This is a genomic window from Tenacibaculum soleae, assembly GCF_030549005.1.
GTDB lineage: Bacteria > Bacteroidota > Bacteroidia > Flavobacteriales > Flavobacteriaceae > Polaribacter > Polaribacter soleae.
The window spans coordinates 122,158-144,459 of record NZ_JAUOSW010000004.1; the positions used below are offsets into that span (position 1 = coordinate 122,158).

The window sequence follows — 22,302 nt, forward strand, 5'->3', positions numbered from 1 at the left end:
AAATATGGAGTATTTTTGTGCCTTTAAAAAAATACAAAAAATGAAAAGAAAAATTTTAGCAATTTTTTTATCTGTAATAGGATTAACTGTTACAGCTCAAGAAAAAATTTTAACTGGAGCTTCACCCACAGGTAAAAGTGATTTCATCTATACTAAAGGTAATATAAGTATTGGAAATTCGTACACAAAAAGTGTTTTAAATGTTCTTAAAAAACCAATTGAAAATGAAGCACATCTTTTTCTTGGTAATCCTTTAAGCGAAACCCAATCAGATGTAGTTTCATCTAGATTATGTTTTGCAGGGACTGGGATTCAACATGCAGGTTTTGCTTGGGTACCTAGTACATACAATTCAAATGGTAATGGTAAACTTCATTTATCGTTTGGAGGCTATCAAAATCCTATGAAGAACCCTATAAAAGTAACATTTAAATCGAATGGTAATGTAGGTGTTGGAACTACAGACCCTAAAGCGGGTTTGCATGTTGTTGGTAATAGATCTGTTATTGCTGAAGGTTTGTTTTATTTTAGAAATACAAAAGCACCTGTTAATAAAAAAAATTGGTATTTTTCAGCTAATAATGAAGGTGATTTTGGACTTCATGCAGCAAATGATAACTATGGTTGGAGGCAATCAATATTTAAAGTTAAAGGAGATAGTGGTTATGTAGGATTTGGAACAAGTAATCCAAATTCTAAACTAGAAGTAAAAGGATCTAAAGGTAGTTATCATCAAATGATTGTTGGAGGTGGTGTTGCAGCAGCAATACAATTAGAGTCTAAAGATAATATTACGCAACGACCTGTTATAAGTGCTAATGATGGTGATTTTTCTATTCAAATGTGGAAAAACCGTAACACTTGGATGTCAACTCCTTTTACAATAGAATCGTCAGGAAATGTAGGATTTGGAACAAGTAATCCAAATTCTAAGTTAGAAGTAAAAGGATCTAAAGGAAGTTACCATCAAATGATTGTTGGAGGTGGTGTTGCAGCAGCAATACAATTAGAGTCTAAAGATAATATTACTCAACGACCTGTTATAAGTGCTAATGATGGTGAGTTTTCTATTCAAATGTGGAGGAATCGTAATACTTGGATATCAACACCTTTTCGTATAAATTCATCAGGGAAAGTAGGAATTGGAACATCAACTACAGGTAGTCACAGATTAGCTGTTGAAGGTTCAATAGGTGCAAGAGAAATAAAAGTGGAAGCAACTGGTTGGTCAGACTTTGTTTTCGAAGAGAACTATCAGTTACCAACTTTAAAAGAAGTTGAAAGCCATATAAATGAAAAAGGGCATTTAAAAGATATACCAAGTGCAGAAAAAGTGAAAAAAGACGGTTTTTTCTTGGGAGAAATGGATGCTAAATTATTACAAAAAATAGAAGAGCTAACATTATATACTATTGATCAAGAAAAGAAATTAGAAGCACAAGATTTAAAAATAAACAAACAAGATGCTGAAATTAGGGAGTTAAAGGCGTTGAATAAAATGTTTATTGATTTACAAGATAGGCTTAAAAGATTGGAGTCTAAAAATTAGCAAAAAGAAATTTCCTAAATATTAGAAAATGATTAATAAACCCTAGGTTAAATACTTAGGGTTTTGTTATTAGGTGTTTTTTCACTTTCTGAAAGGAGTTGTTGTCAAAAATTAAGCTGTTCACTCTAATTTTAGCAACATATTATCTTAAAAAAAGTACTTTTACATTTATTAGTAAAAAATTGTAGTAGCCTTTTGTGATGATAGAAAATAAAGAATTAGACCTTGCCATTCAGTTTATAGAAAAAACAGATAGAAATCTCTTTATTACTGGGAAAGCAGGTACAGGAAAAACTACTTTTTTACATAAAATAAAAAACGAATCGCTTAAAAGATTGGTTATTGTAGCACCAACAGGTGTTGCTGCAATTAATGCAAAAGGTGTTACCATTCATTCTTTTTTTCAAATGCCGTTTGGTCCTATTTTACCAAACCAAATAGCAAATGCATCTAACCAACAACGAAAGTTTGGTAAAGCAAAAATTGACATTATTAGATCTTTAGATCTTGTGATTATTGATGAAATTAGTATGGTTAGAGCTGATTTGTTAGATGGTATAGATCAGGTTTTAAGACGATACAAAGATAAAAACAAAGTTTTTGGAGGCGCACAAGTTTTAATGATAGGAGATTTGCAACAATTATCACCAGTTGTAAGACCTAATGAATGGAGTTTGCTACAAGAACATTATAAATCGGTATATTTTTTTAGTAGTAGAGCATTTCAAGAATCGAATACGGTAAGTATTGAGCTAAAGAAAATTTACAGACAGGATAATGATGAGTTTATCGAAATTTTAAATGAAATTAGAAACGATTCTTTATCTGAAAAGTCAGCTGCAATTTTAAATAAAAGATATAATCCAGATTTTGAGCCACAAAAAAATGATGGATACATTACTTTAACTACCCACAATAAAAGAGCCGATGCTATTAATACGCTAGAGTTAGATAAGTTAAAGAAAAAGAGCAGTTTTTTTAAAGCAGAGGTATCTGGTAAATTTAATGAAAACGCCTATCCGAATAGCGATAAATTAGAGTTAAAAGTTGGTGCCCAGGTGATGTTTATTAAAAATGACAGCTCACCAGAAAAACGATATTTTAACGGGAAAATTGGTAAAATAACTTTAATTGATGATGATCTTATTTATGTGAAATGTCCGAATGATGATGATGAAATAGAAACAAAAAAAGAAATTTGGGAGAATATTAATTATTCGATAGATGAAGAAACAAAGGATATTAAAGAAGAAGTTACTGGTTCTTTTTCTCAGATTCCATTACGATTAGCGTGGGCAATTACAATTCATAAAAGTCAAGGATTAACCTTTGAAAAAGCAATTATTGATGCCGAAGCTTCCTTTGCACACGGGCAAACGTACGTTGCTTTAAGTAGATGTACTTCTTTAGAGGGGATTGTTTTAAAAACACAGATTAGAAACAGTTCTATTATAAATGATAGAACGGTTGATTCTTTTAATAAGAACGTACACGAAAACGTTCCTGATGAAACAGTTTTAAGTGAGTCAGAAAAAAGATATCAACTTAATTTAATTTCAGAATTATTCGATTTTAGAGCTTTTTTATATCCAACAACAAGAGCTATTGATATATATTATAAAAATCAAACGAGTTTAAATGGTATTATGATCAACCATTTAGAAACGATTAAAGATAACGGGATTATTCCTTTATTAAAAATTGCTAATGGGTTTAAAATTCAATTGCAACAACTCTCCGAAGATGATATTTTAGCAGAGAATAGTGATGCCATTAATGAACGATTTATTAAAGCAATTGATTATTTTATTAAACAAACTGAAGAGTTTATTAAGAAGCCTTTAAGTGGAATTTCATTTTCTACAGATAATAAAGCTGTTCAAAAAGATTTAGAGAAACAAATTTATACGCTACAAGACTTATTATCTATTAAACTATTTTGTTTTCTTAAGTTGAAGGATGGATTTCAGGTTGAAGATTACTTACAAGTGAGAGCAAATGCTGTTTTACAAAATGTAGAAAAACCTAAGAAAAAGAAAATAATATCATCTAGAGATCCTGTTTTAGCAATCAGTTTACGCGAATTGAGAGATGAAATTCATAAAAAAGAAAAAATTCCTCATTTTCAAATTTTTACTCAAAAAACACTCTATGCTATCTGTGATACAGTTCCAAAAACAGCACAAGAATTACTTAAAGTTGAAGGGATGGGGAAAATTAGAGTACAAAAATATGGTGGTAGAATTTTAGATACTATAAGTAATTATATTAAAAAACAAGGAATTAACGACACAGAAAAAGTAGTTAAAAAAGATAAAATACCAACACGGCAAATAACCTTTAATTTATTTAAAGAAGGATTTTCAGCCAAAGAAATAGCCAGTAAAAGAGGCTTAACAATCAATACGATTGAAAGTCACTTAGCAAGTTTTATTCCTGAAGGAGATATTGATGTTCTTGAAATCATTCCATTAAAAAGATATAACAAAATAGTAAAAGCTGTTGAAAATGTTGAGTTTAAAAGCTTGACAGATTTAAAAGAAAAAGTAGCCAAAGATTATAGTTATATGGAGTTACGAATGGTATTAATGTCTTTAGAAATTTAAAAATGATATAAAAAAAACGTAAAAACAAATACTTATTTTTACGTTAATAAAATAAGGAGAGTAAATGATGGCTTTATAATCCGTTTAAATTCCAGTCATATTTTAAATATGATACGGCAGCATTATCATTTACTTTAACTATTGAGTACTTGTTAATATAATCAACCAACGAAGTTTTAATTGTAAAATCTTCTTGATACCATTCAAACATTTTTGATACCTCAATTTTATTTAATGTTATTTTGTTTTTACTTGGGTCGTTAATAAATTTTTTCATTAATGACTCTAAAGAATTGTTGATGTTCTTAGATGTAAAAGCAAAGTTTGCAAAGCACGGCCCTGATTTTGAGGCTGCGTTTATAGCAACATGAATTCTTGGGTCATCATGCCAACGTCGTAATATTTTATGTTCAATATAGTCTAACGAATATGTTTTTTTACCAATGACAGCAAAAGGTATTTTCCATGCATTTCTACCTTTACGTTTAATGTCAGTAATCTTTTTTAAAGGGTAACTATCTAATATTAGTTTAATCGTATAAGCATTATAGGCGTTAATCCAAAAAGCTTTGGCTTTTGATGCTGACCAATTTTTACCAGGAACTGTTTTTTCTAAATGATTTAAATATAAATCTAATAAAGCACGATTTTTTCGTAATCCTTTATAATCTACATTTCCTTGTTTTGTTACATACGTTTTTAAAAGTGCATTAAAAACATCGGTTTGTGATTGCGATTGAATGCTAATAAATAATAAGCAGAATAGAGTAATTGTTTTTCGCATCTTTTTCTAGTTTTAAATTTTAATTATTTCACTAGTTTTGACGAAGCAGTTTTTAAATCATTACAAAACTTAATTTTTTTTTAAAAAAATAAAGCTCATTCTATATAGAATGAGCTTTATTTTTAAAGATTTAATAAAAACAGATATTATAAATCAAAACCAATATTAACGCCTAGTTTATTGGCAATTAATTTATTAATTAGTTTTTTAACTTCTGGTATTTTTACGCTTTCTAAAACAGTATTTGCAAAGGCATACATTAATAAAGCTTTTGCTTCTTTTTGAGGGATACCTCGTTGTTGCATGTAAAATAACGCATCTTCATCTAATTGACCAATAGTGCAACCGTGCGAACATTTTACATCGTCTGCAAAAATCTCTAATTGTGGTTTTGCATTAATTGTAGCTTTATCACTTACTAAAACATTGTTGTTTTGCTGATAAGCATTTGTTTTCTGCGCCTCTTTTTCAACAATAACCTTACCATTAAAAACAGCAGTAGAACGCTCATCATAAATTCCTTTATAATCTTGATGAGATTCACAGTTAGGCTCAATATGATGTACTAAAGTATGATGATCTACGTGTTGTTTTCCTTCAGTAATTGTAATTCCTTTTAAGATAGAATCGATATGTTCTCCTCTTTGATAAAAGTTTAAGTTGTTACGTGTAATATTTCCTCCGAAAGAAAAAGTATGTACAGAAACAATACTGTTTGATTTTTGCTCTATGTAAGAGTTATCTACCAAAGAAGCATTTTTATCATCATTCTGAATTTTATAAATATCTACTGTTGCATCTTTTGCAGCATATACCTCAGTTACCGCGTTTGTTAAAACTGGATTAGAAGTTAAGCTTTGATGACGTTCGATAATTTGTACATGTGCATTTTGCTCGGCAACAATTAAGTTACGAGGTTGTGTCATGGTAGCTTGTTCAGTACCTGTTGTAAAATAAATAATTTGTATTGGTTTTTGTACCTCTACATTTTTAGGAATGTTAATGTAGGCACCTTCATTTGCAAAAGCAGTATTTAATGAAGTTAAATTATCTTGTTCGGCTATTTTATTGAAATAGTTTTCAATAACCGCCTTGTATTTCGGTTTTGTTAATGCTGATGACATTAAACAAACATCAATCGTATCATGTGTAGTTTCTGATAAAAAAGAGCTGTATTTTCCATCAATAAATACAATTTTATAGGTATCTATATCATGGATAAAATATTTTTTTACATCTGCTAATTCGATAGCATTTTCCGAGCTAGGAAAAATACTGTAATCTTGTTTTAATACTGATTTTAAAGAGGTGTATTTCCATGCTTCTAATTTCTTAGTAGGAAATCCTAATTCTTCAAAATTTTGTAGCGCTTTAGTTCTAATATCATGTATATCAGAGTTTACATCTACACCATTTTCAAAAGCTACGTATGATGCAGCTAGTTTATCTTTTAATTCCATTTGTTTTAGTTTTAAAGTTGTAAGTTTTTAAAGTTTTACTTTTTAAACTTTATAACTAAACTAATTCGTTTTTAATCCAATCATATCCTTTTGCCTCTAACTCTAACGCTAATGAAGCATCTCCTGTTTTTACAATTTTACCATCGTGTAAAACGTGTACAAAATCAGGAACAATATAATCTAATAAACGTTGGTAGTGCGTAATTACAATTACTGCGTTATCTTTAGATTTTAATTTATTTACACCGTTAGCAACAATACGTAAAGCATCAATATCTAAACCAGAATCGGTTTCATCTAAAATTGCTAACTTAGGCTCTAACATTGCCATTTGAAAAATTTCATTACGTTTCTTTTCTCCTCCAGAGAATCCTTCGTTTAAAGAACGTGATAAAAATTTACGGTCTATTTCTAATAATTCAGATTTTTCACGAATCATTTTAAGCATATCTTTAGCAGGCATTTCTTCTAAACCTTGTGCTTTGCGCGATTCGTTAATTGCTGTTTTAATAAAGTTAGTTACCGTAACTCCAGGAATTTCAACCGGATATTGAAATGATAAAAACACACCGTTATGGGCTCTCTCTTCTGGCGCCAATTCGCTAATATCTTCCCCATTTAATTCGATAGTTCCGTTGGTAACTTCGTATTCTTCTTTTCCTGCAATAACAGAAGCCATTGTACTTTTACCAGCTCCGTTAGGACCCATTATTGCATGAATTTCTCCTGCTTTAACTTCTAAATTCAATCCTTTTAAAATTGACTTATCTTCTATATTAGCGTGTAAGTTTTCTATTTTTAACATTACTGGTTACTTTTTTAATAGATTTTGTAATTTTTTGAAAGCTATTGGTGAATGTTGAATGATCACCTCAGCATTTTTTTCTTTAGCAAAAGCTTCAAATTTTTGCATGCTTGCTAAAGTTTGTTCAACATTATAGTTGAATGAAGGAACGCCTTTGTTGGCTCTGTTTTCTTCAAAATGATATAAATCTCCTGTTAATAAAATTGGTTTTTCAACTCCAGAAGCTTCAATATATAATATTTGATGACCAATAGTATGACCTGGCATGTATTTTATAACAACAGTACCGTCACCAAAAACATCATAATCACCGTTTAATTTTTGTACATTTTTTAAGGCTGCTACCGCAGGATTTTTTTTAACTAAAGAATCTCCTGCAACCGAATTGTATTCGTTTTCTTGTATTAGCCAAGTTGCATCTTTCATATAGTTTGCATGCCCAGTATGATCAAAATGCGAGTGAGACATTGCAAAATACTTGAAATCTTCAATTTTAAAACCAATCGATTTTAATTGATTTGCTAAAGAATCGGGTCTTTGTACAGTAAAGGTTCCGTCGCCAGGAGTAACCGCTTCAGGTAATACCAAGTTTTCAGGTAAACCAGCATCCCACATTAAGTTCCCTTTTGGGTGCGATATTACATAATAGGCATCGGTAAACTGTTTTGTTTGACCGGTGTACGTTGTATCTTGCGAAAAAACCTCTAACTTATTTACTAAAATTGATCCACCAACTAATTGAAATAATTTTACTTCGGGCTTTTTAACTTCGTTAGGTACTTCTTTCTTTTCGGTTTGTTTACAACCAATAATAAGGATAGAAAGAGCTATAAATATTATTTTTTTCATTTCGTATCTTTATTAATTATCCTACTGAACCTTCTAAACTAATTTCTAATAATTTTTGAGCTTCAACAGCAAATTCCATTGGTAATTTATTTAGTACTTCTTTACTAAATCCGTTTACAATTAAAGCAATGGCTTTTTCGGTATCAATACCACGTTGGTTACAGTAAAATAATTGATCTTCACCAATTTTACTTGTTGTTGCTTCGTGTTCTATTTGTGCCGATTTATTTTTTGTTTCGATGTACGGAAATGTGTGTGCGCCACATTCATTACCCATTAATAAAGAATCACATTGCGAGAAATTACGGGCATTTTCTGCTCTTGAATTTATCTGAACTAATCCTCTATAAGAGTTTTGTGATTTTCCGGCTGATATCCCTTTTGATATAATAGTTGACTTGGTATTTTTACCCAAGTGAATCATTTTAGTTCCGGTATCAGCTTGCTGATGATTGTTTGTTACGGCGATTGAATAAAATTCACCAACCGAATTGTCACCTTTTAATACACATGAAGGGTATTTCCAAGTAACTGCTGAACCTGTTTCAACTTGTGTCCAAGAAATTTTAGCATTCGTTTCGCATAAACCTCTTTTGGTTACAAAGTTATAAACACCACCTTTTCCTTCAGCATTTCCAGGATACCAGTTTTGAACTGTTGAGTATTTAATTTCAGCATCGTCCATGGCTATTAGTTCAACAACAGCTGCGTGTAATTGATTTTCATCTCTACTTGGTGCGGTACATCCTTCTAAATAAGAAACATAGCTGCTTTCATCGGCAACAACTAAGGTTCTTTCAAATTGCCCTGTTCCACCTTCGTTAATTCTAAAGTATGTTGATAATTCCATCGGACAACGAACGCCTTTTGGAATGTAACAGAAAGATCCATCAGAAAATACTGCCGAATTTAAAGCTGCATAAAAGTTGTCGGTTGTAGGGACAACGGTTCCTAAATATTTTTTTACCAATTCAGGGTGTTCTTGAATAGCTTCTGAAATAGGCATAAAAATAATTCCTTTTTCAGCTAAAGTTTCTTTAAATGTAGTTGCAACAGATACAGAATCCATTACTATATCAACAGCTACATTTGCTAATTTTTTTTGCTCGTCTATAGAAATCCCTAAACGCTTAAAAGTATCTAATAACTCAGGGTCAACTTCATCTAAACTATTTAATTTTGGTTTTTCTTTTGGTGCCGAATAATAAGCAATGTCTTGAAATTTTGGTTTTTCATAGTGAACATTTGCCCACTCTGGCTCTTCCATTTTTTCCCAAACTCTAAAGGCTTCTAAACGCCACTCGGTCATCCATTCTGGTTCGTTTTTCTTTTTAGAAATTGCACGAACTACTTCTTCATTTAACCCTTTTGCAAAGGTTTCACTTTCTATATCAGTATAAAAACCATATTCATATTCTTTGGTTTTTAACTCTTCTCTTAAATCGTCTTCGGTATACTTGCTCATAATTGAGTTGTAATTTTATAAACTAAAAGATTCTCCGCAACCGCATGTACGGTTTGCGTTTGGATTGTTAAATACAAATCCTTTTCCGTTTAAACCTCCTGAATACTCTAAGGTAGTTCCTACGAGGTATAAAAAACTTTTTTTGTCAACAACAATTTTCACATTGTTTTCTTCAAAAATTTTATCGTTTTCTTGGGTTTTTTTATCAAAGGTTAAGTCGTATGATAATCCTGAACAACCTCCGCTTTTTACACCAACACGAACGAAATCTGTGGTAGCATCAAAGCCGTCATCAGTCATTAACTCGATAACTTTCCTTTTTGCTGTGTCTGAAACTTTTATCATTGTTTTAAGTGGATTAACGCTAAATAGTTTGCAAATATACAATATAAGTCTCAGTTAATTACATAACTCATCATTGTGTTTTTTGATGGGTTTATTAGATTTTTTGATTATTCTTGAAAATCTAAATTTGTAACAAAATCATTGTCGGTAAGTGAAAATAAAAAGGCTTTTAAGTCGGCTTTGTCTTTTTCAGAAAGATGTACACCGCCTTGATTTACTTTTTTCATTAAAGGATCAATGGTTGAAGAGTTTTTTAATCCGGTAGAATAATGATTGATAACTTCTTCTAAAGTTGCAAAACGACCATCGTGCATGTAGGGTGCGGTGAATTTTAAGTTTCTGATTGATGGGGTTTTAAATTTACCGTTATCATTAGGGTCGCCTGTAACAGCGCCTAAACCTAAATCAGTAAAAACAAGATCTAAACCGTTATTGTGAAATTGATTGTTTGTCCATAGTGGATTGTTGTCGCTACCATGGCAGTGAAAACAATCGCCACGAGCTTCATCCATAAAAACATTAAATCCGTTTTGTTCTTCTGCTGTAAGAGTCGCTTTACCTAATAAGAATTTATCAAATTTTGAGTTACCTGAAATTAAAGTTCTTTCGAACTGAGCTAAGGCTTTCGTAATTAATATAGAATCGATTTTTACATTTCCGAAAGCTTGTTTAAATAGTGTTGGATATTCTGAATGGTCTTGTATTTTTTTAGCAACATTTGTCCATTCACTATGCATTTCTATCGGATTTCGAACAGGTTCGAATGCTTGTCGTTCGAGACTTAATTCTTTACCATCCCAAGCAAAGCGTTCGTCAAAATTCCATGCTAAATTGAATAGAGGCATTGAGTTGCGACTACCTAATAATCCATCAACGCCTTCGCTAAATTGAGTGTTGTTGGTAAAAGCTTTTGAAGGATTATGACACGTTGCACATGATTGGGTATTGTTTTTAGATAAGATTTTATCAAAAAACAATTTTTTTCCTAAAGTAATTCCTTCTTTTGTTAAAGGGTTGTTTGTTGGAATTACGGGAGCAATTATTCTTTGTTGAAATAATTCGGGTATTTTTAAAGTTACTGGTACAGGAGTATATAGGTCATTTTTTTCTTCTGTTGATGAACAGCTCATTAAAAGAAAGAACGACAACAGGTATATACTTTTTTTAATCATTTGTGTTTTATTGAGAGATTTTACCTAAACTAAAAACCCCGCTTTTACCATTTTCATACATTGTTTCTTGTGCTTCAAAATCCATCATCAAATCGATGCTTTTTTTATTTAAGTCCCAATCGTTTGGAGATTTAAACCAACCAGCTACATTCATTTTAATTTCAATAGTTGCATCGTTTTTTAGCAATATGAAAGGGGTTATTACTGGTATTGAAGTATCTATAATAGAATCTTTTTCTTTGTCATAGGCTTTAATAGTGTGAAAGTTATATGGTTTTTCGGCTCCTAAGGTATCTTTAAATTTACCATCTAATTGCATAAAATGATAACCGCCACCCATCATATCAGGAACGATCCAGTCAGCTGAATTTAATTTAGGGTGAATGCCACTGATATTATCTTCATTTTTAAACCCGAAAGTAAATAATAATTTATAGCTACCTTCAGATATTTTTTTAGAAAGCGTATGTGTTAAACTATCAGGTTTACTGATGTCTAATAGTTTGTAATTGTTAAACTTTGTGGTGTCTCCAGCACCATCAACAAGGCTAATGCGAGAAATTAAATAACGCAACCTACTTAATGTTAATTTACTTCCTGTTTTATTTAGAAATTCAGTATTTCCGATGTCTGACTTTTCAATTTTAGTACCATCCCAATTTTGGGTAAAATTGATTTTTACACTAACTTCTTTAATTAACTCATCGTTGTCTGAACTACAAGAAAAAAGAAATACGCTTAAAAAAAATACAATATACTGTTTCATTTTTATTTTAATTTGATAATTAGTAGGTCTGAAAAACCTTTGTTTGTTGTTATATCTTGATTGTTGCTACTACTTTCGCCAACGGCAATAATTTCGCCATTTGTTAATTCAATGGCATCGTAGCAAAAATCTATTTCGGTGCCACCCACGGTTTTTTGCCAAAGTAAGTTTCCGTTAGCATCAATTTTAAGAATTAAAGCATCATTTTGCCCTTTGTTTGTAAATCCATTATCTGCACTTCTTGAACTTCCTGAGATTAGAAAGCCACCATATAAGGTTTTATGAATAGAACGACCAACATCAAAACTATTACCACCGTAATTTTTTTGCCAAAGTAAATTACCTTCAATATCTATTTTGATAGCCCAAAGATCTGCCCCTCCATTATTTTGAGTCACATCTTTATTGGTGCTACGAGTGTCGCCAATAATTATAAAATTACCATCGTTGGTTGGTGTAATTGCTCTTGCTTCGTCAATTTCATCACCACCAAATGATTTTTCCCAAAGTAGGGTTCCTGTTTTGTTTATTTTTACAACCCAAAAATCGTAGCTTCCTTTGTTGTTGGTAATATCTACGTCGTTACTATCAGATGAACCAACCATTAAATAACCATCAGTAGTTTCTGTTACTCCGTAGCAAGTATCGGTATTGGTTCCTCCAAAATATTTTCGCCAAACGATATTTCCATTAGTGTCTAATTTAATTCCCCAATAATCACCACCAGCATGTCTTGCTGCTGAGCGGGAATTCCCTAGTCCTCCAGATGCGGTTACGTCTAAAATACTACCAATAAAATATCCGTTATCATTTGTTTGAATTAAACAGAAGCCTTGATCCGTTCCAGAAAAACCTGTAGTTGTTTTCCATAAAATGTTTCCAGTAGCATCGATTTTTAAAATCCAAACATCTTCAAACCCGTTATTAGAATTTAGGTCGCCGTCGTTACTTTTACTTTGCCCGATAATTGCATATCCGTTATCATTGGTTTTAATAATTTGGTGTGCCTTTTCATCTTTTGAACCTCCGTATGTTTTTTGCCATTGTAATTGGTCGTTTACATCAAATTTTAACAACCAAAAATCGTATTGAATGGCTGTTTTTGTTGTGGTAACATCTCCATCAATACTTTGTGTAGATCCTAAAACAAGGTATCCGTTATCAGAAGTTTTAAGGATACTTTTTCCGCTTTCATTTTTTGCACCTCCGAAAGTTTTTACAAAATTAACTTCGGGTACTTTTGCTAATGCCGGAAACTCTATTGTATCTTTATTACAATTAAAAAATGTTACTAAAACTAAAGTAGCTAAAAGTTTTTTAAGCATTTATTGTTTTTTAAGGATAAATAAGCCTTTGTTAATATCGCTTACTACTATTTTTCCACTGTTAAAATATGGATAAACGTTCCAAACACCATTAAAATTAGCGCCATCGTTATTTGTGTAAGTATCAAAGTAACCTATTTCTGAAATGTTTTTACTTTCAATACTTGAAATATCAATAAAACGTACACCTGCTGTGTAGTTTGCTAAATAAAAAATGTTGCCTTTTATATAACCGTTATGATCTATTGCATCAGTAGGGCCTGTATAAATAAAGTGTTCTTTCGGGTTATCTAAATCAGTAAAATCAAAAACAACGGTTCTTGTTTTGTTACCAAAATTTTGTTCGTCTAATTCATCACCTAAGATAAAATATTTTTTGTTTTCGGTAAACCAACCTTGATGGGTGTAGCCAACGTTAGCATATGTAATTTTAGCAATTGTTGTAGGGGTTGCTTTATTGCTAATATCTACAATTACTACTTCGTTTTCATTACTACCTATTAAAATTTCTTTACCGGTGTAGTCTGTGTCTGGTCCATTGTAGTTAATTACTTGTGCGTCATGGCTGTAATTGTCGGTACCCCAACCACCTTCGCTTACTGGATTTTTAGGGTCTTGAATGTTTATAAATAAAGGACCTCCGTTATTTAATGGTGTTCCGTTTAATTTTGTTCCTACGGGATATGCGTACCCTGATTCTTTGTTGATAACAATGTTGTGAGCACGTCCAAAATCGGTGAAATGAGTATCGGCAGTAAAAGTTTCGGGAGGATTTGCAACATTTCTTAATTTGGTTAAATCAAAAACTTGCATTCCATGATTAGCAGCTTCGCTTACAATAAAGGCATGGTCTTTATAAACTTTTATGTCGTGCCAAGAGCTGTTTACGGTTGCGGTAGGTAGTTTACCTAAATATATAGGTTTTTCGGTATCGCTAATATCAACAAAAACGGTTCCGTTTTCTACCCCCATTATTGCGTATTCTTTGTTGGTGGTAGGGTCTGTCCATCCCCAAGAGTCATTTCCTTCGGTAGCATCAAAAGTACTTAAAGGAATGTTTAAAAGTAAATCGTAGTTATTACACGGGTATATGCCTGCTTTACCGTCTTTACATTCAATTTTGTTTTTACTATCTTTTACAGGTTCTTGATTTTCAATTTCGTTATTAGAATCACAAGAGATAAAAAGTGATATGAAAAAAAAAGCAAGTAAAATTTTATGTTTTATCATAACAAGGAGGTTTTAAAAGTACTAAATTAAGGAATAACTAATTATAAAACATTTAAAAATGCTTAAACCCTATGTTTATTTCAGTTAGAGTTAGTTATTTATACTATTTTTTAGCTACTTGTTGTTATCTTTGCAGCATGTTAGCAAATAAAAATCAAGAAAGAACTTCATTAGCTAAATTGGGAGAGTTTGGCTTAATAAATCATTTAACAGAACATTTTAAAATATATTGCAGTTCAACTCAAAAAGGAATTGGAGATGATGCTGCCGTTATAAGTTCGTCAGATAAAGAGCTATTAATAACGACTGATTTGTTAATAGAAGGTGTGCATTTTGATTTAAGTTATATGCCTTTAAAACATTTGGGATATAAAGCTGTAATGGTAAATTTATCGGATGTGTATGCAATGAATGGTGCTGCTGAGCAAATTACGGTATCAATAGCAGTTTCAAATAGATTTCCGTTAGAAGCTTTAGAGGAGTTGTATGCGGGTATTCAATTAGCATGTGATACTTATAAGGTTGATTTGATAGGAGGAGATACAACATCATCAACTAAGGGAATGTTAATTTCTGTTACCGCGATAGGTAAGGCAAAGAAAGAGGATGTTGTGTATAGAAACGGGGCAAAAGCAACTGATTTAATTGTTGTTTCGGGAGATCTAGGAGCAGCTTATCTTGGTTTACAAGTTTTAGAAAGAGAAAAACAGGTGTTTCAGGTAGATCCTAAAAATCAACCAGATTTAGATGCTTATACTTATTTGATAGAGCGTCAATTAAAGCCAGAAGCACGTAAAGATGTTACCGAATTATTAAAAGAATTAGAGGTGAAACCTACTTCAATGATTGATATTTCAGATGGATTATCATCTGAAATTATGCATATATGCTCACAAAGTAAGTTAGGTTGTAAAATTTATGAAGAAAAATTACCATTAGATCCACAAGTGATAGCTACTTCAGAAGAATTTAATATGGATAGTACGATGATTGCTTTAAGTGGTGGTGAAGATTATGAGTTGTTATTTACCGTACCAATTGCCGATTTTGATAAGATAAAGGCAAATCCGCATTTATCTATTATCGGGCACATGGTTGAAGAAAATCAAGGAATGAATTTGGTAACTAGAGCAAATCAAGAAATGGAATTAAAAGCTCAAGGTTGGAACTCTTTTGAAGAGTAAATGATATCTTTAATCTAAAATTAAATTAATAAAAATTTAAACGTGGTATAAAAATTGTATATTAGTAATCAGTAAACAATATTATTAATCAACAAAAAATTAAAAAGGAATGGGAATTTTTTCATTTATTAAAGATGCTGGAGCCAAAGTGTTTGGTGTTGGTAAAACTACAGCTGAAGAAGCAGCTGAAAAATCAGCTAAATTAGTAAACGCTGTAAATACGCTTGAATTATCGGTGGCAGATTTAGCAATAACAATTGATGATGATAAAGCTACAGTTTCAGGTGAAGCAGTAGATTTAGCGACAAAAGAAAAGGTTGTTTTAGTAGTAGGTAATACAAACGGTATTGCATCTGTAGAAGATAATATGACTGTTGCTGAGGTTGAAGAAATTGAAGTTGCAGCAATGGCACAATTTCATACAGTAGTTAGCGGAGATACTTTAGGTAAAATAGCGAAAGAATTTTATGGAGATGCGATGAAATATCCTGTAATTTTTGAGGCAAACAAACCAATGTTATCACATCCAGATAAAATTTATCCAGGGCAATTATTAAGAGTTCCGCCTTTGGTAGATTAATTAAAATAGTATACTATTTAGTAAAAAAAGTACTGCATTTGCAGTGCTTTTTTTTGATTAAAGTTCAACATTATTCTTCATCTTTGCGCTTTAATTAAAAGAGTAAAATGAATCAAAGAACGCTAGCTTTAATTGCTACATCAATAGCAACACTTATTTATGGAGTAACTTTTACAGTTGCCAAAGAAGTAATGCCTATGTATATAAAACCATTTGGATTTATATTACTGAGAGTGGGTGGAGCGGCAATTGTTTTTTGGATATTAGGTCTTTTTGTAAAAGCAGCATCTATAGAAAAGGCAGATTATAAAAAAATTATAATAGCAGCTTTTTTTGGGGTGGGGTTAAATATGCTTACCTTTTTTAAAGGTTTAAGTTATACAACACCAATTAGCGCTTCGGTAATAATGGTTACAGCGCCTATTTTAGTACTAATTTTTGCAAGTATTCTTTTAAAAGAAAAACTGATTTTAAGAAAAATTATTGGTATTGTTATAGGATTAATAGGGGCCATTGTTTTAATAATTTATGGAAGTTCGTCAACTACAAATGCAGAAAATGTAATGCTAGGAAACTTGTTAGTATTTGTAAACGCAGCTTCGTATGCCATGTATTTAGTACAAGTTAAAAAATTAATAGCAAAATACAATCCAATAGTATTTGTAAAATGGTTGTATTTATTTGGTTTTTTATTCGTTGTTCCTTTCGGATTATCAGAATTAGTAGAAGTTCAATGGCATTTAATGCCAATATCAATTTATTTAAAAGCAGCATTTGTAGTATTGTTTACTACATGTATCACCTATCTATTTAATCTATTTGCGCTTTCAAGATTAAAACCAACAACTGTGAGCGTTTTTATTTATTTGCAACCTGTTATCGCATCTATATATGCTTTATTTGTAGGTAGTGATAGCTTAAATGCCATAAAAATAGCAGCAACATTATTGATCTTTTTAGGTGTGTTTTTGGTTACCAAGCAAGTGGCTACTAAAAATAAATAAATGTATCTTTGCGCTTTATTAAAATGAGGATATGATACAGTCTATGACGGGTTACGGTAAATCCGTATTACATTTACCATCTAAAAAAGTAACCATTGAAATTAAGTCGCTTAACAGTAAAAATTTAGACTTAAATACAAGAATACCATCTTATTATAAAGAAAAAGAATTAGCGGTTCGTAAAAAGCTAGCTAGTAACTTGGTAAGAGGTAAAATAGATTTTTCTATTTGGATAGAAACGACTGCAGAAGAAACTTCTACAAAGGTTAATAAAAATGTTGTTTTAGAGTATGTTCAGCAATTAAAAAATACACTTTTTACAGGTTCTGATAATGATGTAGAACTTTTAAAGATGGCAATAAAAATGCCAGATGCTTTAAAAACTGAGCGTGAGGAATTAGATGAAAACGAATGGGCTCAAATAGATATTCATATTGACGAAGCTTTAAAAGAAATAGTAGCTTATAGAACCGATGAAGCAAAATCTTTAGAAATAGATTTTAAAGAAAGAATAGCAAATATTCAAGCAGCTTTAGAAGAAGTTAGAGTTCTTGACGGAGAAAGAGTTGAAAACGTAAAAGAACGTTTGCAAAAAGCTTTAACAGAATTAAAAGTTGAGGTAGACGAAAACCGATTTGAACAAGAGTTAATTTATTACTTAGAAAAGTTAGATATTAACGAAGAAAAAGTCCGTTTAGCAAATCACTTAGTGTACTTTTTAGAACAATTAGATACAGCTGATTCTAACGGAAAAAAATTAGGATTTATCGTTCAAGAAATAGGTAGAGAAATAAATACTACAGGATCTAAAGCTAATTTTGCACCAATGCAAAAAATAGTAATCCAAATGAAAGACGAATTAGAAAAGATAAAAGAACAAATTTTAAACGTTTTATAGAATGTCTGAAGATTTTAAAGGAAAATTATTTGTGTTTTCAGCTCCCTCAGGATCAGGGAAAACAACCATTGTTCGCCACTTATTAAAGCAAGAAAAGTTTAATTTAGAATTTTCTATTTCAGCAACTTCAAGAGCTGCAAGAGGAGAAGAAGTAAACGGAAAAGACTACTACTTTATTTCGGCAGATGATTTTAAGAAAAAAATTAAAGCGGATGAGTTTTTAGAGTGGGAAGAGGTGTATCGTGATAATTTTTATGGAACTCTAAAAACAGAAGTTGAACGTATTTGGGCTTTAGGAAAACACGTTATTTTTGATATTGACGTGGTTGGTGGATTACGTATAAAAAGGAAATTTCCAGAAGAAACTTTGGCAGTTTTTGTAAAGCCACCAAGTGTTGATGAGCTTAAAATACGCTTAAAGAAAAGAAGCACCGAAAGCGAAGATAAAATTAACATGCGTATTGCAAAAGCGTCGGTAGAATTGGCTACTGCTCCGCAGTTTGATAAAATCATTAAAAACTACGACTTGCAAGTAGCTTTACAAGAAACTGAAAATTTGGTTAGCGAATTTTTAAACTTAGATTAAGTAAGGTTAAGAATAAAAGAAGTTTTAATTATGAAAAAAATCGGATTGTATTTTGGTACTTTTAATCCTATTCATGTTGGTCATTTAATAATAGCCAATCAGATGGTTGAAAATTCTGATTTAGATGAAATTTGGATGGTCGTTACACCACACAATCCGTTTAAAAATAAAACTTCTTTGTTAGATAATCATCATCGGTTAGAAATGGTGTATTTGGCAACAAAAAACTACGATAAAATTAAACCGTCTGACATTGAGTTTAATTTACCACAACCAAATTACACAATAAACACTTTAGCACATATATCAGAAAAATATCCGAAGTATAATTTTAGTTTAATTATGGGAGAAGATAATTTAAAGAGTTTTCATAAGTGGAAAAATTATGAAGCTATTTTAGATGATTACAGCATATATGTGTACCCAAGAGTGTCAGAAGGAATTGTAGAAAATCAATTTAAAAATCACGAAAAAATACATCGAGTTGCTGCGCCAATTGTGCAAATATCATCAACCATGATTCGTAATGGAATTAAAGCACAAAAAAACATTCAGCCATTACTCTCAACAAAAGTTTGGCATTATATAGACGAAATGAACTTTTATAAAAAATAGTTGCGAAAATTTTTCGTTGTATATTTGAAATCCAAATTAGTATACACGTGACAAAAATTCATAAAAAACGTAAGTTTAAACAAAAACTTGTTGACAAATATCGATTAGTAATTTTAAATGAAGCTACCTTTCAGGAAAAGTTTTCTTTAAAATTATCACGCTTAAACGTATTTGTTTTTGGCGGATTGTTTTCTATACTCCTCATCGTGCTAACTTCTTTATTAATAGCATTTACAGGCTTAAGAGAATATATACCGGGATATTCATCAACCTCTTTAAAAAAGAAAGCAACCCGATTGGTATATGAAGCTGATTCTTTAAAAACAAGATTGGCGGTTATGGAGCGTTTTACCCAAGCTTTAAAGCCTGTTTTAACAGGTGACATTGCCCCAGATAAAATAGATTCTATAAAAACAGAAGTTCAAAGTACTTCAATTAACGAGAGTAAATTATTAGCCACAAAGCAAGATTCATTATTTAGAGCAAAAGTAGAAGGTAAAGATAGATATCCGCTGTTAGAAGGAGCTGAAGGGAGGGCTAAAATAGTTTTCTTTTCGCCTTTAACAGGAAGCCTTTCACAAGGTTTTAATATGAATGAAAAACACTATGCACTCGATATTGTTGCTCAAACCGGTACACCTGTAAAAACAATTGCTGACGGTACTGTAATTTTAGCTGAATGGACAGCTGAAACAGGGTATGTAATTACGATACAACACCCTAATGAATTTATATCGGTATATAAACACAACGGAACTTTATTAAAGCAACAAGGAGATATTGTAAAGTCGGGCGAAGCAATTGCAAACGTTGGCTCTACAGGTGAGTTAACAACAGGACCACATTTACATTTTGAATTATGGAACAATGGATTTCCGGTTAATCCTACTGATTATATAGATTTTCAATAATAAAATGCATCAAATTTTTTTGATTCTAAAATAGCTAAAAATGAGTATTAAATCGATGCTGGCAATACCATTTGCCAAACAAGTACGAAAACAAGTTTATAAATGGGCTAATAATCCTCATAAAACGCAAGAAAAAGTATTTCAATATTTAGTTTCTGAGGGATGTAAAACAGCTTTTGGTAAAGATCACGATTTTATATCTATTAATAATTATGAAGATTTTAAAAAGCGAGTAAAAGTACAAGACTACGAGGGTTTAAGGTCATATGTTGATAGAATTGTAGCGGGTGAAGAAAATGTATTATGGAAAGGTAAACCATTGTATTTTGCAAAAACATCAGGTACTACATCGGGTGCAAAATATATTCCAATAACTAAAGAATCGATGCCAACGCATATAACTGCGGCAAGAAATGCATTGTTATTTTATGTGGCAGAAACAAATGATGCTAGTTTTGTAAATGGAAAAATGATTTTTTTACAAGGAAGTCCTGTTTTAGAAGATGTAAATGGAGTTAAATTAGGGCGTTTAAGTGGAATAGCAGCACATTATGTGCCTAATTATCTATTAAAAAATCGTTTACCAAGTTGGGAAACCAATTGTATTGAAGATTGGGATACTAAGGTTGATAAGGTGGTTGAAGAAACTATTAACGAAAACATGTCGGTAATCAGCGGAATACCATCTTGGGTGCAAATGTATTTCGAAAAATTGATTGATAAAACAGGTAAAACCATTTCAGAAATTTTTCCAAACTTTAATTTTTTCGTGTACGGAGGTGTAAATTTTGAACCTTATAAAAACAAGTTTGAAGCTTTAATAGGGAAGAAAATTGACTACGTTGAGTTGTATCCAGCTTCTGAGGGATTTATCGCTTATCAAGATTCTCAAATCGAAAAAGGAATGTTATTGCAGTTAAATTCAGGAATTTTTTATGAGTTTATTCCTGCTACTGAATTTTTTGATGAAAACCCAACACGTATTTCTTTAAAAGATGTGCAATTAGGAGTTAATTATGTAATTATTTTAAATACTTCGGCAGGTCTTTGGGGGTATAATATTGGCGATACGGTAGAGTTTACTTCATTAAAACCGTATAGAATAAAAGTTACTGGTAGAATAAAACATTTTATATCCGCCTTTGGCGAACATGTTATTGGTAAAGAGGTAGAAAAAGCATTGAATGATGCAATTGTAGGAACTAATGTAAATGTAAGTGAGTTTACAGTAGCGCCACAAGTAAATCCAGAAAGCGGATTGCCATACCACGAATGGTTTATTGAGTTTGAAAATGAACCTGAAAATTTAGAAGAATTAGCTACTAAAATTGATACTTCTATGCAAAATCAGAATGTATATTATTTTGATTTAATTACAGGTAAAATATTACAACCGTTAATTATTAGAAGAGTTAAAAAAGGAGGATTTCATGAATATATGAAATCGATAGGTAAGTTTGGTGGGCAAAATAAAATTCCACAATTATCTGACAATCGTAAAATTGCAGATGTATTACAAAATTTTTTGATGTAAGTGTTTTATATAAGCTAATTTTATTTTACGATATCAGTTAATTAGTTTTTTTTGATTGTAAAAAAGTATTTTTATAATAGAAGACTTTAAGAAGAGTTATTTTTATTGTAGATTTAACACGCTAACCAATAAATAAACAACATGAGTACAACGATTAATGGAGTAACATTAAATTTAGTGCAATTTTTAGAATTTGACACTAATATCCCCGCAGCAAACAAACCATCTGGACCATTAGTAAACATTTCAGGTGTTGAAGGGGGTAATAGCACACCATATACGCTAACTGTATTAGCCTACTTGCCTAGTAATAAATTAAATCCTGTAGAGAATACTAGAGGTTTGTCTTTAAAAGATAATGAAATTTATCTAAACTATTACGGGATTACACCTACAACAATTTTGAAAAAAGACGGAACTACAGAAGTTATTGAGTGTAGAGATTTTCGTGTAGAGTTTAATTGTAAAGAAGAAACAACAGTGTATGATTTATATTATGTGCAGTTTACCTATCAAATAAATGATGGAAGTTCTGCTGATGCAACTTTAGTAAGAGATGAAGATGAAGACCCTGAGACAGATAGGGGGACTGTTACTATGCCTGAAGACCCAGCTCCAACAATGAAAAGCTAAA

The 22,302-nt window shown here is 31.3% G+C and carries 21 protein-coding genes; 11 read left to right on the forward strand and 10 right to left on the reverse strand.

The window, feature by feature from the left end; genetic code table 11:
- Positions 1-40 precede the first annotated feature (40 nt).
- Together Q4586_RS06975 and Q4586_RS06980 are read left to right on the forward strand one after the other, a co-directional pair.
- Positions 41-1,549, forward strand: coding sequence for a hypothetical protein (locus Q4586_RS06975; protein WP_303527744.1), 1,509 nt, complete (start codon positions 41-43; stop codon positions 1,547-1,549).
- A 200-nt stretch (positions 1,550-1,749) separates the two neighbouring features.
- Positions 1,750-4,155, forward strand: a complete 2,406-nt coding sequence (locus Q4586_RS06980; protein WP_303527746.1) for a helix-turn-helix domain-containing protein — start codon at positions 1,750-1,752, stop codon at positions 4,153-4,155.
- A 73-nt stretch (positions 4,156-4,228) separates the two neighbouring features.
- On the opposite strand, the gene Q4586_RS06985 is transcribed toward Q4586_RS06980, so the two are convergent.
- The 10 genes from Q4586_RS06985 to Q4586_RS07030 all read right to left on the reverse strand — a co-directional run bounded on the left by Q4586_RS06985 (position 4,229) and on the right by Q4586_RS07030 (position 14,356).
- On the reverse strand, positions 4,229-4,939 hold the full coding sequence (locus Q4586_RS06985; RefSeq protein WP_303527749.1) for a DUF547 domain-containing protein: 711 nt from the start codon (positions 4,937-4,939) through the stop codon (positions 4,229-4,231).
- A 146-nt stretch (positions 4,940-5,085) separates the two neighbouring features.
- Positions 5,086-6,399 (reverse strand): Fe-S cluster assembly protein SufD, encoded by a 1,314-nt coding sequence (sufD, locus tag Q4586_RS06990; protein ID WP_068702596.1) that lies wholly within the window; start codon positions 6,397-6,399, stop codon positions 5,086-5,088.
- Between the two features lie 55 nt (positions 6,400-6,454).
- Positions 6,455-7,204 (reverse strand): Fe-S cluster assembly ATPase SufC, encoded by a 750-nt coding sequence (gene sufC / locus Q4586_RS06995; RefSeq protein ID WP_068702598.1) that lies wholly within the window; start codon positions 7,202-7,204, stop codon positions 6,455-6,457.
- 6 nt (positions 7,205-7,210) lie between these two features.
- On the reverse strand, positions 7,211-8,053 hold the full coding sequence (locus tag Q4586_RS07000) for an N-acyl homoserine lactonase family protein (protein WP_303527752.1): 843 nt from the start codon (positions 8,051-8,053) through the stop codon (positions 7,211-7,213).
- Positions 8,054-8,069: 16 nt separating this feature from the next.
- A complete protein-coding gene (gene sufB, locus Q4586_RS07005) occupies positions 8,070-9,518 on the reverse strand; it encodes a Fe-S cluster assembly protein SufB (RefSeq protein WP_303527754.1) in 1,449 nt (482 codons plus the stop codon).
- A gap of 15 nt (positions 9,519-9,533) precedes the next feature.
- The gene (locus Q4586_RS07010; RefSeq protein ID WP_303527757.1) at positions 9,534-9,863 is read right to left on the reverse strand and encodes a HesB/IscA family protein; all 330 of its coding nucleotides are present in this window, start codon (positions 9,861-9,863) and stop codon (positions 9,534-9,536) included.
- A gap of 107 nt (positions 9,864-9,970) precedes the next feature.
- A complete protein-coding gene (locus Q4586_RS07015) occupies positions 9,971-11,035 on the reverse strand; it encodes a cytochrome-c peroxidase (protein ID WP_303527760.1) in 1,065 nt (354 codons plus the stop codon).
- A gap of 7 nt (positions 11,036-11,042) precedes the next feature.
- The gene (locus tag Q4586_RS07020; protein WP_068702607.1) at positions 11,043-11,801 is read right to left on the reverse strand and encodes an MbnP family protein; all 759 of its coding nucleotides are present in this window, start codon (positions 11,799-11,801) and stop codon (positions 11,043-11,045) included.
- Between the two features lie 2 nt (positions 11,802-11,803).
- The gene (locus tag Q4586_RS07025; RefSeq protein ID WP_303527765.1) at positions 11,804-13,126 is read right to left on the reverse strand and encodes a hypothetical protein; all 1,323 of its coding nucleotides are present in this window, start codon (positions 13,124-13,126) and stop codon (positions 11,804-11,806) included.
- On the reverse strand, positions 13,127-14,356 hold the full coding sequence (locus Q4586_RS07030) for a choice-of-anchor B family protein (protein WP_303527768.1): 1,230 nt from the start codon (positions 14,354-14,356) through the stop codon (positions 13,127-13,129).
- Positions 14,357-14,493: 137 nt separating this feature from the next.
- On the opposite strand from Q4586_RS07030, the gene thiL reads away from it, so the two are divergent.
- The 9 genes from thiL (at position 14,494) to Q4586_RS07075 (ending at position 22,301) form a co-directional block, all read left to right on the forward strand.
- A complete protein-coding gene (gene thiL, locus Q4586_RS07035; protein WP_068702613.1) occupies positions 14,494-15,540 on the forward strand; it encodes a thiamine-phosphate kinase in 1,047 nt (348 codons plus the stop codon).
- A gap of 109 nt (positions 15,541-15,649) precedes the next feature.
- Positions 15,650-16,120, forward strand: a complete 471-nt coding sequence (gene lysM, locus Q4586_RS07040; RefSeq protein WP_068702615.1) for a peptidoglycan-binding protein LysM — start codon at positions 15,650-15,652, stop codon at positions 16,118-16,120.
- Between the two features lie 107 nt (positions 16,121-16,227).
- Positions 16,228-17,124, forward strand: a complete 897-nt coding sequence (locus tag Q4586_RS07045) for a DMT family transporter (protein ID WP_068702617.1) — start codon at positions 16,228-16,230, stop codon at positions 17,122-17,124.
- Positions 17,125-17,155: 31 nt separating this feature from the next.
- On the forward strand, positions 17,156-18,022 hold the full coding sequence (locus tag Q4586_RS07050) for a YicC/YloC family endoribonuclease (RefSeq protein ID WP_303527773.1): 867 nt from the start codon (positions 17,156-17,158) through the stop codon (positions 18,020-18,022).
- 1 nt (position 18,023) lies between these two features.
- On the forward strand, positions 18,024-18,608 hold the full coding sequence (gene gmk, locus Q4586_RS07055) for a guanylate kinase (RefSeq protein WP_068702621.1): 585 nt from the start codon (positions 18,024-18,026) through the stop codon (positions 18,606-18,608).
- A 30-nt stretch (positions 18,609-18,638) separates the two neighbouring features.
- On the forward strand, positions 18,639-19,223 hold the full coding sequence (nadD, locus tag Q4586_RS07060) for a nicotinate (nicotinamide) nucleotide adenylyltransferase (RefSeq protein ID WP_068702624.1): 585 nt from the start codon (positions 18,639-18,641) through the stop codon (positions 19,221-19,223).
- Between the two features lie 47 nt (positions 19,224-19,270).
- Positions 19,271-20,134 (forward strand): M23 family metallopeptidase, encoded by an 864-nt coding sequence (locus Q4586_RS07065; RefSeq protein ID WP_068702626.1) that lies wholly within the window; start codon positions 19,271-19,273, stop codon positions 20,132-20,134.
- A gap of 40 nt (positions 20,135-20,174) precedes the next feature.
- Positions 20,175-21,668 (forward strand): GH3 family acyl-acid amido synthetase, encoded by a 1,494-nt coding sequence (locus tag Q4586_RS07070; protein WP_303527780.1) that lies wholly within the window; start codon positions 20,175-20,177, stop codon positions 21,666-21,668.
- A gap of 141 nt (positions 21,669-21,809) precedes the next feature.
- Positions 21,810-22,301, forward strand: a complete 492-nt coding sequence (locus tag Q4586_RS07075; protein ID WP_303527783.1) for a hypothetical protein — start codon at positions 21,810-21,812, stop codon at positions 22,299-22,301.
- Position 22,302 lies beyond the last annotated feature (1 nt).

Bases quoted from the DNA above. Each gene is read 5' to 3' on its own strand.
- Q4586_RS07020 (WP_068702607.1), bottom strand. From the start codon at position 11,801: ATGAAACAGTATATTGTATTTTTTTTAAGCGTATTTCTTTTTTCTTGT.
- Q4586_RS06980 (WP_303527746.1), top strand. From the start codon at position 1,750: ATGATAGAAAATAAAGAATTAGACCTTGCCATTCAGTTTATAGAAAAA.
- sufB (WP_303527754.1), bottom strand. From the start codon at position 9,518: ATGAGCAAGTATACCGAAGACGATTTAAGAGAAGAGTTAAAAACCAAA.
- Q4586_RS06975 (WP_303527744.1), top strand. From the start codon at position 41: ATGAAAAGAAAAATTTTAGCAATTTTTTTATCTGTAATAGGATTAACT.
- gmk (WP_068702621.1), top strand. From the start codon at position 18,024: ATGTCTGAAGATTTTAAAGGAAAATTATTTGTGTTTTCAGCTCCCTCA.
- sufD (WP_068702596.1), bottom strand. From the start codon at position 6,399: ATGGAATTAAAAGATAAACTAGCTGCATCATACGTAGCTTTTGAAAAT.
- thiL (WP_068702613.1), top strand. From the start codon at position 14,494: ATGTTAGCAAATAAAAATCAAGAAAGAACTTCATTAGCTAAATTGGGA.
- Q4586_RS07010 (WP_303527757.1), bottom strand. From the start codon at position 9,863: ATGATAAAAGTTTCAGACACAGCAAAAAGGAAAGTTATCGAGTTAATG.
- Q4586_RS07075 (WP_303527783.1), top strand. From the start codon at position 21,810: ATGAGTACAACGATTAATGGAGTAACATTAAATTTAGTGCAATTTTTA.
- Q4586_RS07030 (WP_303527768.1), bottom strand. From the start codon at position 14,356: ATGATAAAACATAAAATTTTACTTGCTTTTTTTTTCATATCACTTTTT.
- Q4586_RS06985 (WP_303527749.1), bottom strand. From the start codon at position 4,939: ATGCGAAAAACAATTACTCTATTCTGCTTATTATTTATTAGCATTCAA.
- lysM (WP_068702615.1), top strand. From the start codon at position 15,650: ATGGGAATTTTTTCATTTATTAAAGATGCTGGAGCCAAAGTGTTTGGT.
- nadD (WP_068702624.1), top strand. From the start codon at position 18,639: ATGAAAAAAATCGGATTGTATTTTGGTACTTTTAATCCTATTCATGTT.
- Q4586_RS07015 (WP_303527760.1), bottom strand. From the start codon at position 11,035: ATGATTAAAAAAAGTATATACCTGTTGTCGTTCTTTCTTTTAATGAGC.
- Q4586_RS07045 (WP_068702617.1), top strand. From the start codon at position 16,228: ATGAATCAAAGAACGCTAGCTTTAATTGCTACATCAATAGCAACACTT.
- Q4586_RS07000 (WP_303527752.1), bottom strand. From the start codon at position 8,053: ATGAAAAAAATAATATTTATAGCTCTTTCTATCCTTATTATTGGTTGT.
- sufC (WP_068702598.1), bottom strand. From the start codon at position 7,204: ATGTTAAAAATAGAAAACTTACACGCTAATATAGAAGATAAGTCAATT.
- Q4586_RS07070 (WP_303527780.1), top strand. From the start codon at position 20,175: ATGAGTATTAAATCGATGCTGGCAATACCATTTGCCAAACAAGTACGA.
- Q4586_RS07025 (WP_303527765.1), bottom strand. From the start codon at position 13,126: ATGCTTAAAAAACTTTTAGCTACTTTAGTTTTAGTAACATTTTTTAAT.
- Q4586_RS07050 (WP_303527773.1), top strand. From the start codon at position 17,156: ATGATACAGTCTATGACGGGTTACGGTAAATCCGTATTACATTTACCA.